The following is a 12,998-nucleotide window of genomic DNA, read 5'->3' as shown; positions in this document are numbered from 1 at the left end:
GTGATCCACCGCGCACCGAGCACACCACGACACAGCCGAGCCGGGGACGTGCTGCGCGCCAGGGCCCCGGTCGTGGCCACGGCGATCGCCGCGCTCGCCGTGACCCTGCTGCCGTCCGGGCCCGCCGTCGCCGCCCCGAGTACCGGGGGCGGCGGCCTCGAACTGTCGCACGCCGTCCAGCCTCTGGGCCCCGGCACCGAACTGACCAGCTTTCAGAGCCTGGAGCCCACCGGCTGGCGCAGTGCGCACGCCGTCACGATCGATCTGACCGCCGGGGCCCGGGTGGAGTCCGTGGCACCCGACGACGTGTCGGACGCCGCGCCACTGAGCGAACTCGTCCGCGACCACGACCCCGGGCCGGGGCGCGCCACAGTGGCGGCCGTCAACGCCGACTTCTTCGACATCAATGGCTCTCTCGCGCCGCTGGGCCCCGGCATCAGGGGCGGCGAGCTGCGGCATTCCGCCTCGGACGGGGCTCCCACCGAGGCGGTGGGCCTGGGCCCCGGTGACACCGGGCGCCTGCTGGACCTGCGGTTCGCAGGCACCGTGCTGCTCCCGGACGGGGTGGCTCCGCTCGCCTCCCACAACGCGGCGCGGGTGCCCGTCGGGGGCATCGGCGTGTACACGGCCGGCTGGGGTGGGGCCGACCGGGCGCTGACCGTTCCCGGGGCGGCCCGGGTCACCGAGGTCCTGGTGCGTGAGGACGTGGTGCTGTCGGTGTCGGAGCGCGCGGGCCGCGAGCGGATCCCGCCCGGCGCCACCGTGCTGCTGGGCCGCGACGCCGGCGCCGGGACGCTGGCCGCGCTCGCTCCGGGCGACGGGGTGGTTCTGGAGTACGGGCCGCGCACCGGGGACGGCGGACCGCTGCCGGCGGAGGCGGTGGGCGGCCGGGGCCTGCTGGTCATCGACGGCGAGCCGCAGAACTGGGAGGGCCGGCCCAACAACACCGCGGCACCCCGTACGGCGGTGGGCTTCTCCCGGGACGGCGGCGAGATGTTCCTGGTCTCGGTGGACGGCCGGCAGCAGCACTCGGGCGGCGCCACCCTCACCGAGCTGGCGGTGCTGCTCGCCGACCTCGGCGCGTACACGGCGCTCAACCTGGACGGCGGCGGCTCCAGCACCCTGCTCGCCCGGCGGCCGGGCGATCACGAGCCGAGGCTGGTCAACCGCCCCTCGGACGGCGCCGAGCGGCCGGTGCCCAACGGTCTGGCCGTCACCGTGCCGACCGGCAGCGGCGCGGCGACCGGGTTCCGGGTGGAGACGGTGGCCGATCCGGAGCGTGCCCCCACCGCGGACCCGGTGCCCGGCGGGCATCCCGGACGGGTCTTCCCCGGGCTGACCCGGGCGCTGGCGGCGACCGGCCACGACGAGACGTACGGTCCGGCGCCCGCGCGCCCGGCCTGGGCCTCGGCACGGCCGGCCATCGGCTCGGTGGACGCCGACGGCGTGTTCACCGCGCGGCGCACGGGCAGCACCACGGTGACCGCCGGACAGGGCCGGGCCACCGGCACCGTCGAGCTGACCGTGCTCGGCGCACTGGAGCGGCTGGAGCCCACCGCGCGCCGCGTCGGTCTCGCCGGGCCCGGGGAGAGCGCCGGGTTCGGGCTGCTCGGCCAGGACGCCGAGGGGCACAGCGCCCCCATCGAGCCGGCCGATGTAACGCTGGAGTACGACCGCGCGCTGTTCACCATCGACCCGGACCCGGCGGCCGGCGGGTTCACGGTCACGGCGGCCGAGGGGTCGGACGGCGCCGCCGGGGAGGTCCGGGCCGCGGCCGGCGGGCGCAGCACCGTCCTGGCCGTCACCGTCGGCGGCGAGGAGAGCACCGTGGCCGACTTCGAGGACGCGGCGGAGTGGACGTTCAGCCACGCCCGCGCGGCCGGCGGCATCACCCCGGAACCGGCCGGGCAGGACGGGGGCGGCGCGCTGCGCCTGGAGTACGACTTCACCCTCAGCACCGCCACCCGCGCCGCGTACGCCACCCCGCCCGGTGATCTGCCGGTGTCCGGCCGGCCGCAGAGCTTCGCCCTGTGGATCGAGGGGGACGGGCACGGCGGCTGGCCCTCGCTGCACTTGCGGGACGCGGCCGGCACCGATCAGGTGCTGCGCGGCGAGCACATCACCTGGCAGGGCTGGCGGCAGGTGGTCTTCGAGGTCCCCGAGGGCATCGCGCTGCCGGTCTCGGTGCACCGCTTCTACGTGGCCGAGACCCGGCCGGACGCCGCGTACACGGGCTCGGTCGCCATCGACGGGCTGACGGTGCGCACCGCCCCCGAGGCGGAGCTGCCGCCGGACGGCGCCCGGAGCGGGCCGCTGATCATGGCCGGGCGGGAGGTGGCGGCGCGGGAGTGGCGCTTCGCGGTGGTCTCGGACGCCCAGTTCGTCGCCCGGGACCCGGACAGCGCCATCGCGGCGGCGGCCCGGCGCACCCTGCGCGAGGCGCGGGCGGCCGAGCCCGACTTCGTGGTGATCAACGGGGACTGGGTGGACGAGGGCTCGCGGGCCGACCTGGAGTTCGCGCGGGAGATGATCGAGGAGGAGCTGGGCGACGCGCTGCCCTGGTACTACCTGCCCGGCAACCATGAGGTGATGGGTGGCTCCATCGGGCTGTTCGAGGAGATCATCGGGCCCGCCCGGCAGACCTTCGACCACCGCGGAACCCGCTTCATCGCCCTGGACACCTCGTCGCTGACGCTCAGGGGCGGGGGGTTCGCGCAGTTCCAGCGGCTGCGGGCGGAACTGGACGCGGCGGCGGAGGACCGGTCGGTGCGCTCGGTGGTGGTGCTCAGCCATGTGCCGCCGCGTGATCCGACCGTCCGGCCGGCCAGTCAGCTCACCGATCGCATGGAGGCGGCGCTGCTGGAGCGCTGGCTGGCGGACTTCCGCCGTTCCTCGGGCAAGGACGTGGCGTTCTTCGGGGCGCATGTCGGGGTCTTCGACAGCTCCTGGCGGGACGGGGTGCCGTATGTGATCGGTGGGGACGCGGGGAAGGCGCCGGCCGCCGCCCCGGGGGAGGGCGGATTCACCGGATGGGCCCTGGTGGGCGTCGACGGCGCCGCGGGCTCCCTGCCGCGGGAGGGCGGGGCGCGGGGTCACGGCGGGGGTGGCGGGTGGCTCTCGGTGCAGACCAGGCCCCATGTGGACGCCCTGACGCTGGACGCCCCGGCCGTGTTGCCGGCCGGTGGTGCGGAGCGGGTGACGGCGACGGTGTCGCAAGGCACCGGAGCCGGGGCGCGGGAGGTGCCGGTGGCGTTCCCGGTGAGCGCCGACTGGTCGGGGTCGCGCGGTCTGTACGTGGGGCCGCCCGGCGGGGCGGAGCGGGGGCAGGTGGCGGCCTTCGACCCGGCGACCGGCCTGCTGACGGGGCTGCGGGCCGGCGAGGTCACCCTCGAGGTGGAGGTGAGCGGGGTACGGGAGCGGGTGACCGTACGGATCACCCGCTGAGCGCGGCGTGAGGTACGGCCGGGGCCGGAGCCGGGTCGATCGGCTCCGGCCCCGGCCCCCGGGCCGCTTCCGGCTACAGGTACGGGGCGATGGCGGGCAGCAGGTCCTGGAAGGTCCGCCCGGAGGCGGGCTCGCCGATCGCCGTCATCTGCCACTCACCGCTGTCACCGCGGCTGACCTTGGCCATGATCTGCGCGGTGTGCGCGCCGCCGCCGGCCAGCGTGTAGCGGGCCAGTTCCTCGCCGGTGGTCTCGTCCACCAGCCGGCAGAACGCGTTCTCGACCTCGGCGAAGGTCTGGCCGGTGAACGAGTTCACGGTGAAGACGATGGTGTCGACGGTGGCGGGCAGCCGGGCGAGGTCGACGATGATCGACTCGTCGTCCTCCTGGCCCGCGCCGCCCACGACGTTGTCCCCGGTATGGATCACCGAGCCGTCGTCACTGGTGAGCTTCTGGAAGAACACCACGTCCTTGGACTCGGTCCCGGCGTACAGCACCGCGGAGGCGTCGAGGTCGATCTCCCCGCCGCCACCGAGCATCTTGCTGAAGAACCCGCGCCGCACCGCCTGCCAGCCGAGCCCCATCCGTACGGCGGACAGACCGCCGCCCCCGGACTTGACCAGGCTGACGGCCTGTCCCTTCGAGAGATTGACGCCCACAACAGCTCCCCTTCCTTGTCAGGCGACTCCGGTAAAGAAAGAGTCAAGGGCGACGCTAGCGCAGGCCCACCTCACGCATCTGACGCAGTTCCTTCTTCAGGTCGGAGACCTGGTCCCGCAGCCGGGCCGCAACCTCGAACTGAAGTTCGGCGGCAGCCGACCGCATCCGCTCGGTGAGCGCCTCGATGGTCTCCGCCAGCTCCGCGGCGGGCCGCTCGGTCAGCTGCTCGGTGCCCGCGTTCTCCCGGGCCACCTTGGCCGGCACCGGCGCCTTGCCCCTGCCCTTGGCCGGCTCCCCGCCCTTGCGGTACCCGGAGCCCAGCAGCTCCTGGGTGTCGACCTCCTCGCGGGCGATGGTCGCCACGATGTCGCCGATCTTCTTGCGCAGCGGCTGCGGGTCGATGCCCCGCTCCTCGTTGTACGCGATCTGCTTGGCGCGGCGCCGGTTGGTCTCCTCGATGGCCCGCTCCATGGCGGCGGTGATCCGGTCCGCGTACATGTGCACCTGCCCGGAGACGTTACGGGCGGCCCGGCCGATGGTCTGGATCAGCGAGGTACCGGAGCGCAGGAAGCCCTCCTTGTCGGCGTCCAGGATCGCCACCAGGGAGACCTCGGGCAGGTCGAGCCCCTCCCGCAGCAGGTTGATGCCGACCAGCACGTCGTACTCACCGGCCCGCAGCTCGCGCAGCAGCTCCACCCGGCGCAGGGTGTCCACGTCGCTGTGCAGATAGCGGACCCGGATGCCCAGCTCCAGGAAGTAGTCGGTCAGGTCCTCGGCCATCTTCTTGGTCAGCGTGGTGACCAGGACCCGCTCGTCCTTGTCGGTGCGGGTGCGGATCTCGTGCACCAGATCGTCGATCTGGCCCTCGGTGGGCTTGACCACGACCTCCGGGTCCACCAGACCCGTGGGCCGGATGATCTGCTCCACGACGCCGTCGCCGCGCGACAGCTCGTACGAGCCGGGGGTCGCCGACAGGTACACCGTCTGGCCGATCCGCTCCAGGAACTCCTCCCACTTCAGCGGCCGGTTGTCGACCGCCGAGGGAAGCCGGAAGCCGTGGTCGACGAGGGTGCGCTTGCGGGAGGCGTCCCCCTCGTACATGGCGCCGATCTGCGGGACGGTGACATGCGACTCGTCGATGACCAGCATGAAGTCGTCGGGGAAGTAGTCCAGCAGGGTGTGCGGCGCGGTGCCGGGGGCACGGCCGTCGATGTGCATCGAGTAGTTCTCGATGCCGGCGCAGGTGCCGATCTGGCGCATCATCTCGATGTCGTAGGTGGTGCGCATCCGCAGCCGCTGGGCCTCCAGCAGCTTCCCCTGCCGCTCCAGCGTGGCCAGCCGCTCGGCCAGCTCGCTCTCGATCCCCGCGATGGCGCGTTCCATCCGCTCGGGACCGGCCACGTAGTGCGAGGCCGGGAACACGTACAGGTGATCCTCGTGGGAGATGACCTCGCCGGTGAGCGGGTGGAGGGTGGACAGCGCCTCGATCTCGTCGCCGAACATCTCGATCCGGACGGCCAGCTCCTCGTAGACCGGGAAGATCTCGATGGTGTCCCCGCGCACCCGGAAGGTGCCCCGGGTGAAGGCCACGTCGTTGCGGGCGTACTGGATGTCGACGAAACGCCGCAGCAGCGCGTCCCGGTCGATCTCCTCGCCCACCTTGAGCGGCACCATCCGGTCCACGTACTCCTGCGGGGTGCCCAGGCCGTAGATGCAGGAGACGGAGGCCACCACGACCACGTCACGCCGGGTGAGCAGCGAGTTGGTGGCGCTGTGCCGCAGCCGCTCCACCTCCTCGTTGATCGAGGAGTCCTTCTCGATGTAGGTGTCCGTCTGGGGGACGTACGCCTCCGGCTGGAAGTAGTCGTAGTACGAGACGAAGTACTCGACGGCGTTGTTCGGCAGCAGCTCGCGGAACTCGTTCGCCAGCTGGGCGGCCAGCGTCTTGTTGGGCGCCATCACCAGAGTGGGGCGCTGGACCCGTTCGATCATCCAGGCCGTGGTGGCCGACTTGCCGGTGCCGGTGGCACCGAGCAGGACGACGTCCTTCTCACCGCCCTTGATCCGGCGCTCCAGGTCGGCGATGGCCGCCGGCTGGTCGCCGCTGGGCTGAAAGGGACTGACGACCTCGAAGGGCGCCACCGTACGTTCGATGTGGGAAACGGGCCGCATGTCCTCCACGGTACGACCCGGCACTGACAATCGGCTCCGCAGCGCTTCGGGACCACCGTTGGTGACAGATTGTCGCTACCTGTTCAGCCGTAGGTCATCGTTTTTCTGTCTGGTGAGGGCATACGCGGGGAAAAGATCATCACGTCCTATCACCGACGCATCGGAGTCATTGTGTCGAAACGCCCCGGATCGGCGGTCGCGGCGGCCGCCCTCGGTGTCATCACGCTCCTGCTCACCGTGATTCCCGCCGGCGGCGCCGCTGCCGCTCCGGCGGGGAGCACGACGACCCTCACCGGCACCGCCACTCCGCTGATCGTCGCCCATCGCGGTGCTTCCGGGTATGCGCCCGAGAACACCCTGGTGGCCGCCGACGAGGCCGCGCGGCTGAACACCGAGTGGGTGGAGATCGACGTCCAGCGCACCAAGGACCACAAACTCATCCTGATGCACGACACCACGCTGGCGCGCACCACCAACGCGGCGGCGGTCTTTCCCGACCGCGCGCCGTGGAATGTCGCCGACTTCACCTCCCGGGAGATCGCCCGGCTGGACGCCGGCAGCTGGTTCGGTGACGAGTTCGTGGCCGAGCGGGTCCCGACGCTGGGGCAGTTCCTGCACCGGCTGACGGCGAACGGGCAGAAGCTGCTGCTGGAGATCAAGTCGCCCGAGCTGTACCCGGGCGTGGAGCGGCAGATCCTGCGGGTGCTGGACGACGCGGGCTGGCTGGAGGAGGAGTACCCCGGCGAGCGGGTGGTGCTGCAGAGCTTCAGCGCCGACTCGGTGCGCACGGTGCACGAACAGGCACCGGAGGTGAAGACCGGCTTCCTCGGCACCCCGAAGGTGGCCGAGCTGCCCGCCTACGCGGAGTTCTCCGACCAGATCGGCCCCCGGTACACGGATCTGACCGCCGAGTACGTGGCGGCCATCCAGGCGGTGGACGGCGTGCACGGGGAGCCGCTGGAGGTCAACGCCTGGACGATCAACGACGGTCCGACCGCCGCCCGGATCGCGGGGCTCGGGGTGGACGGGATCATCACCAACTTCCCGGACGTGGTGCGGGAGGCCATCGGCGGCTGAGAACACGGATCGCGGGCCGGGACGTGGCCCCCGAGCCGGTGTCCGTGCCCCGCCACCGCCTGGTGGCGGGGCACGGCGGCGCCGGAGGGCTTCGGGGCGGGCCGCCGGGGAAACGGGCACGGCCGGCGCCGGAGAGGGGTCCTGGCCGGAGCCGCTGTTCCGGGCGGCTCCGGTGCGGGGTCCGCGCATGGCGGCGCCCCGCCCGGCACCTGTGCGGTGCCGGACGGGGCGCGGTCGGTGGAGCGGGGGGCAGGCGTCAGAACGAGGCGCCCTTGCTCTGCATGAAGGCCACCGGGTCCACGGCGCTGCCGTAGTCCGGGGTGGTCCGGATCTCGAAGTGCAGGTGCGGGCCACTGCTGTTTCCGGTGTTGCCGGACTCGGCGATCTTGTCGCCGGTGTTCAGCTTCTGGCCGACCTTCACGTCGATCTTGTTCAGGTGGGCGTACTGCGAGTAGCTGCCGTCGTCGTGCTTGATCACGATGGCGTTGCCGTACGCGGGGCCGTCACCGGCTCCGTTGCCACCGGCCTTCACGACGGTGCCGCTGTGCACGGCGCGCACGTCGGTGCCCACCGGTACGGCGAAGTCCTGGCCGCTGTGCTTGCTGGCCCAGCGGTCGCCGCTGTTGCCGAACTTCGCGCTCAGGCTGTAGTCGCCGCCGATCGGGCTGACCCAGGACTGCTGGGTGGCGGTCACGGCGTCGGCCTGGGCGCCGGTGGAGTCGGCGAGCTGGCTGGCGGTGTGGGCGGCGAACAGGTCCGGGGTCTGCTGGGAACCCTCGGCGGCCGTCGCCACGCCGACCGTCAGGACCGCCGATGCCCCCAGGCCTGCGGCCAGGACGGCGGCACGGGTGCGGACATTGGAGACCTTGGCGATGCGGTTCGTGATGCGGTTCGACATTCGGGGATTACCTCGCGGTGCTCGGGGATATTCGACCATCGGCCGGAACAACACCCATTCTTAGCGACCGATTCCCCGGCATTCAAACGCCCTTATTACTATCGGAAGGCGTAGCGCGGAGAAGGGAAAAAGGTCCCTTAACAGGGCCGGAAAAACCCCGGCGCACCCATCTTTCCCGCCCCGCCTGCGGCGCTGCCCCGGCCCCCGGGGCTCGGGGCAGGGCCCGGCCGCCGCCCGCCGGAATTCCCGGCCTCCCCCTGCCGAATTCCCCGGGGCGCCGGGACGAAAGTCCCGGCCTTTGGTCACATTTCTCTCCTACGGCCGTTCGTAAGGTCCGGATGCGCTGTGTCGAGGGCCACAGGAAAGCAGCGTCAAATGCGCTGCGGCGCCCTTTCCCCGGTCCGCGAAGCCATCGGATCAAGGCCCACGAAGAGCCCGGTGAGCAGCATCAGCAGCAGCGGGACGATCAGGATCGGCATGAGTGTCTCGATGGGCGCCCGGGTCTCCAGAGCGCTGACGGTGTGCGCGTGCACCGACATCGCCGCCATGCCCGTGTAGTGCATGCCGCTGACGGCGATACCCAGCAGTGCGCTGGCCCCGACCGCCGCCTTGAGGCCGCGCACCGCGACGGCGCACCAAAGGGCCAGGACGGCCGCGACCACCGCGATGACCACGGACGCCGCCACGTACAGCGGCTCGTAGCGCACCTCGGCCGCCATGACCAGGCCGCTCATGCCGACATAGTGCATGGCCGCCACCCCGAGCCCGGTGATCAGTCCGCCGCCGAGTACGGCGGGGGCCGTGTGCCGGACGGCCGCGACCAGCAGCAGCCCCATGGCCACCACCACGATGGCGATGGCGAGGCTGGCGAAGGCCCGCCCCAGGTCGTAGGCGATGTGCACCCCGCCGGTGGTGAAGCCCATCATGGCGATGAAGTGCATGGTGAAGATGCCGGACCCCAGTGACAGGGCGCCCAGGGCAAGCCAGCCCGGCCGCCGGCCGCCGTCGGACCCCCCGGGCAGGGCCCGCGCGGCGCAGCGCAGGCCGAGGGCGGCGCCCAGTACCGCCATCAGATAGCCCAGTACCGGGGTGATCGACCCATAGCTGAAGTGATCGACGGTTACCTCGACTGCACGCACCCTGCATCTCCCCACCTGGTCATTTGTGAGGATATTAAGGCGGGATCGATCAAGCGTGTACCGTCCGTGATCAAAGTGTGCTGAGGCATATTCCGCCCCGGTGGCCCGGCCCACCCCGGCCGGGCCGTGGCGTCACCGCCAGCCGTGCCGCGCCTGGAGGCTGTGCACCACACTCTGGTACCGGGCCCGGTCCAGTGCGCACGCCTCGCGCCGCATGCCCTCCGGATGCACCCGCAGCACCCGCTCCAGGTCCACCCACGACTCCCGGCCGGTGCGGTCCCAGGGACCGGTCCCCAGCGGGAACCACTCGGGGTCCCCGTCCCGGTCCTTGCTGCTCAGCTGTACGGCGAGCACGGTGCCGGCGTCCTCCCTGGCCACCACCAGCACCGGGCGGTCCTTGCCGCGGCCGTCGTTCTCCTCGTAGGGCACCCAGGTCCACACGATCTCGCCCGGGTCGGGGTCGCCGTCGAACTCCGGCGCGTACTCGGCACGCACCACCCCCAGCGAGCCCGCCCGCACCTCGGTGGTCCCGGTGGGCCCACCACGCCCATGCACCTCATCCGCATCGATAGTCATACCGCCACGCTATCGCCGCCCGGTCAATTGTCAGTGCGCGCCTCTACGTTGTGACCACTGACGCGACCGACGCAACGGCAGGGAGATCGCCATGTCCACCACCACGTACCTCGAGCTGTCCGAAGACGGCGGCGGCGCGCACAAGTTCTACGAGGTGACGGTGGACGGCACGGCGGTGAGCGTACGGTACGGGCGGATCGGCGCCGGCGGGCAGCTGAAGACGCAGAGTTTCCCCAGCGTGGAGAAGGCCAAGGCGGCGGCCGCCAGGAAGATCGGCGAGAAGGTCCGCAAGGGGTACGCGCCGGCCGTCCCCGGTGGCCGCGCCGCCCGCCCGGTGACCCGCCGCCAGGTGACCTCGGCGCCCTCCACCGCCCGCTCGGTGGCACCGGTGCTGTGGCGGTTCCGCACCGACGCCGCCGCGTTCGGGATCCACATCGACGAGGACCGCTGCTGGGTGGGCAACCAGAACGGCGACGTCTACACCCTGGGCCACGACGGCGAGGTACTCGCGCGCTACCGGCTGCCCGAGGGCGTCAAGTGCCTGGTCGCGGACGACTTCTGGATCTACGCCGGCTGCGACGACGGCACCGTCTACGACCTCTCCTCCAAGCTGCCCTTCGCCGCCTACGAGATAGCCACCGATGTCGACATCTTCTGGCTCGACATCCACGAGGGGGTGCTCAACGTCGCCGACCGCCAGGGCGGGCTGACGGTCATCGACCACGAGGACGAGTTCCAGTGGTCCCGCAAGAGCTCCGGAGACCACGCCTGGATGGTGCGCCGCGACGACCACGCGGTCTACCACGGCCACGCGGACGGTGTCACCGCGTACAGCCTGGACGGCTCGGGGGAGCTGTGGCACACCCGGACCCGGGGCTCGGTGCTCTTCGGCTGGCAGGAGGACCGATCGGTGTACGCGGGCACCGACCGGCGAGTGGTGCAGCGGCTGGCCAAGGACACCGGCCGGGTGGAGGCCACCTACACCTGCGACTCCGTCGTCTACTCGTGCGCCACCGCGCCCGGCGGCCGCTACGTCTTCGCCGGCGACTCGTCCTCCTCCGTGTACTGCTTCGCCGAGGACGGGACCCGGCTGTGGAAGCTGGGCACCGGCGCCGGCTCCGCCCTGTCCATGCAGTACCGCGACCAGAAGCTGTACATCGTCACCACCGACGGCTCGCTGGCCTGCGTCGACGCGAGCGAGGCGGCCATCGCGGACGCCCAACGCGGTACGGTCCCCACCACCGTGGACATCAAGTCGGCCGCCGGCATGCCCACCTTCACCCCCGCCCGGTCCGCGGAGAGCGTGCGGGCGGTGGCCTCGGTACCGGCGAACGGGGTGGTCATCGAATGCGTCCAGGAGGGCTCCCGGCTGCGGATGCGGGTCACCAGCGCGGGCTACGACCCCACCTGGAACGTGCAGTTCCCCCGGCACATACGGCAGGCCGGCGCCCGCTACGTCGTCGACTCGCTGCACACCTCGCCCGGTGGTTTCTACCGGGTGCACGGCGAGATCCAGCGGCTGCTCTGAGCAGTGGCCCACGCGGCGCGGTCGGCGCGGGTCAGTCCGCCCCGTACCGCACCCCGTTCAGCCGGTCCCGTTCGGCCTGGGCCTCCACCGGCAGCTCCGGGTCCCAGTCCGAGGCCCGCGGCGACTCGGGCCCGTCGGGCCCGACCCGGATCAGCCGCTCCAGACGCATCACCCGGTAGTGCAGGCCGGCGCATCGCACCTCGTCGCGCCGGGTGCCCGCCAACGCCTCGGCCGCCGCGCGGAAGTGCGCCGCCGGCACCGCGTCCTCGGCGTACACCGCAGGCGCCACGTCCCGCAGATACGTCACCAGCGTGTCGCGGATCTCCTGCGGGGTGTCCGCGCCACCGGTCATCGGCGTCCAGCGTCCCTCCGTGAACTCGGTGATGGCGAACACCGGAGGCAGCAGCACCCCGCCCGGGTGACTCTGCAACGCCCGCAGCGAATCGGCCCGTACATCGTGCGGCACCCGGGAGGGCGGGTACACGAAGCTCAGCAGATCGATGCGCAGCATGCCCTCGGACATGCCGGTGGCCGCCGCCGGGTCGATCAGGAACCCCCTGGTACGCGGCCTCGCCCGGTGCCCCTCGCCCGGCCGCATCGGATCGGGGTCACTGGGCCGGGGCGGCTCGGGCCCGTCGGGCCCCATGCGGATGAACATGTCGCCCCGGGCGATCCGGAAGCGGTGCTCGCCCACCTTCAGCTCGTTGAGCTTCTCCCAGTCCATGCGGCGCGCCCCGGTCAGCCACAGCCGCTGCGCCTCCCGGTCCTTCACCGCCACCGCGTCGGCCGCCCGCAGCCGGCACTCCCGGGCCAGCTCGTCCCGGCACCCCTGCGGATTGCCCTCATCGGCGAGCAGCACCCGCCACCGGCCGTCGGCCTCCTGCTCGACCAGGGCGAACATCGGTCCTCTGCCCATGATGTCCGGGTAGGTGTCCCGCGCCCGCCATGCCTCCGTATCGGAGATCACCGACACCGGGTCATCGAAACGCGTCATGCTGATGACGCGGTGGGGCTCGGGAAGTTCCGCTTGGCCATCGCTCATACACGCATTGTGATGGCGCTGTCAGCCAGTTGGCGGCGAATCAGCCCCACATCATCCTCCCGGGGGTCAATCCGGCCGGTACACCGCCCATGTCCTGGGTGTCTCCGATACCCTCACCGCCGCCAGCTCGGGCACCCGTTCCACCCAGGCGTCGAAGATCCACTTCGCCAGGTTCTCGGCCGACGGCGAGACGCTCGCCCCCATCGCCTCGTTCAGATGCCGGTGATCGAGCGTCTCGTCCAGCCACTTCTTGAACGGGTCGAGATCACGGTAGTCCCGGACGAAGCCTGCCTCCGTCAGGTCCTCGGCGCGGGCCGACAGCTCCAGCACCACGACGTAGTTGTGCCCGTGCATCCGGGCGCACTGATGCCACGAGGGAAGACGGTCCAGGACATGACTCGCGGAGAAGTGGAACTCCTTGCTGATCATGAACATCCGGCACCACCCCCTTCCGCGTTCTCCT

At 71.8% G+C, this 12,998-nt stretch carries 10 protein-coding genes; 3 read left to right on the top strand and 7 right to left on the bottom strand.

From position 1 onward, the window contains the following. Positions 1 to 3,444 (top strand): phosphodiester glycosidase family protein, encoded by a 3,444-nt coding sequence (locus H7827_RS24165; protein WP_432747328.1) that lies wholly within the window; start codon positions 1 to 3, stop codon positions 3,442 to 3,444. Positions 3,445 to 3,517: 73 nt separating this feature from the next. Here H7827_RS24165 and H7827_RS24160 read toward each other — a convergent pair whose 3' ends face one another. Beyond that, complete coding sequence (locus tag H7827_RS24160; protein WP_386542092.1) at positions 3,518 to 4,102, bottom strand: TerD family protein; 585 nt, start codon at positions 4,100 to 4,102, stop codon at positions 3,518 to 3,520. A gap of 55 nt (positions 4,103 to 4,157) precedes the next feature. Beyond that, a complete protein-coding gene (gene uvrB, locus H7827_RS24155) occupies positions 4,158 to 6,275 on the bottom strand; it encodes an excinuclease ABC subunit UvrB (RefSeq protein WP_432747327.1) in 2,118 nt (705 codons plus the stop codon). 171 nt (positions 6,276 to 6,446) lie between these two features. Here uvrB and H7827_RS24150 point away from each other — a divergent pair, with 171 nt between their 5' ends. Beyond that, the gene (locus H7827_RS24150) at positions 6,447 to 7,352 is read left to right on the top strand and encodes a glycerophosphodiester phosphodiesterase (RefSeq protein WP_386542093.1); all 906 of its coding nucleotides are present in this window, start codon (positions 6,447 to 6,449) and stop codon (positions 7,350 to 7,352) included. Positions 7,353 to 7,608: 256 nt separating this feature from the next. On the opposite strand, the gene H7827_RS24145 is transcribed toward H7827_RS24150, so the two are convergent. From H7827_RS24145 to H7827_RS24135, 3 genes are all read right to left on the bottom strand, one after another. Next, entirely contained in the window at positions 7,609 to 8,250 is a 642-nt protein-coding gene (locus tag H7827_RS24145) for a M23 family metallopeptidase (protein WP_200368001.1), read from the bottom strand. Positions 8,251 to 8,621: 371 nt separating this feature from the next. Next, positions 8,622 to 9,389 (bottom strand): MHYT domain-containing protein, encoded by a 768-nt coding sequence (locus H7827_RS24140; RefSeq protein ID WP_432747326.1) that lies wholly within the window; start codon positions 9,387 to 9,389, stop codon positions 8,622 to 8,624. Between the two features lie 132 nt (positions 9,390 to 9,521). Next, on the bottom strand, positions 9,522 to 9,965 hold the full coding sequence (locus tag H7827_RS24135; protein WP_030734035.1) for a type II toxin-antitoxin system PemK/MazF family toxin: 444 nt from the start codon (positions 9,963 to 9,965) through the stop codon (positions 9,522 to 9,524). A 91-nt stretch (positions 9,966 to 10,056) separates the two neighbouring features. On the opposite strand from H7827_RS24135, the gene H7827_RS24130 reads away from it, so the two are divergent. Next, entirely contained in the window at positions 10,057 to 11,493 is a 1,437-nt protein-coding gene (locus H7827_RS24130; protein WP_432747325.1) for a WGR domain-containing protein, read from the top strand. A gap of 31 nt (positions 11,494 to 11,524) precedes the next feature. On the opposite strand, the gene H7827_RS24125 is transcribed toward H7827_RS24130, so the two are convergent. Further along, positions 11,525 to 12,535: a DUF5954 family protein gene (locus H7827_RS24125; RefSeq protein WP_386542039.1), complete on the bottom strand. Its 1,011-nt coding sequence runs from the start codon at positions 12,533 to 12,535 to the stop codon at positions 11,525 to 11,527. 66 nt (positions 12,536 to 12,601) lie between these two features. Then, positions 12,602 to 12,970 (bottom strand): 6-pyruvoyl trahydropterin synthase family protein, encoded by a 369-nt coding sequence (locus tag H7827_RS24120; RefSeq protein WP_432747324.1) that lies wholly within the window; start codon positions 12,968 to 12,970, stop codon positions 12,602 to 12,604. Positions 12,971 to 12,998 lie beyond the last annotated feature (28 nt).

Origin of the sequence: Streptomyces sp. JH002, assembly GCF_050916115.1 — a bacterium.
Lineage (GTDB): Bacteria > Actinomycetota > Actinomycetes > Streptomycetales > Streptomycetaceae > Streptomyces > Streptomyces xiamenensis.
This window is presented reverse-complemented; position numbering and strand designations above follow the sequence as displayed.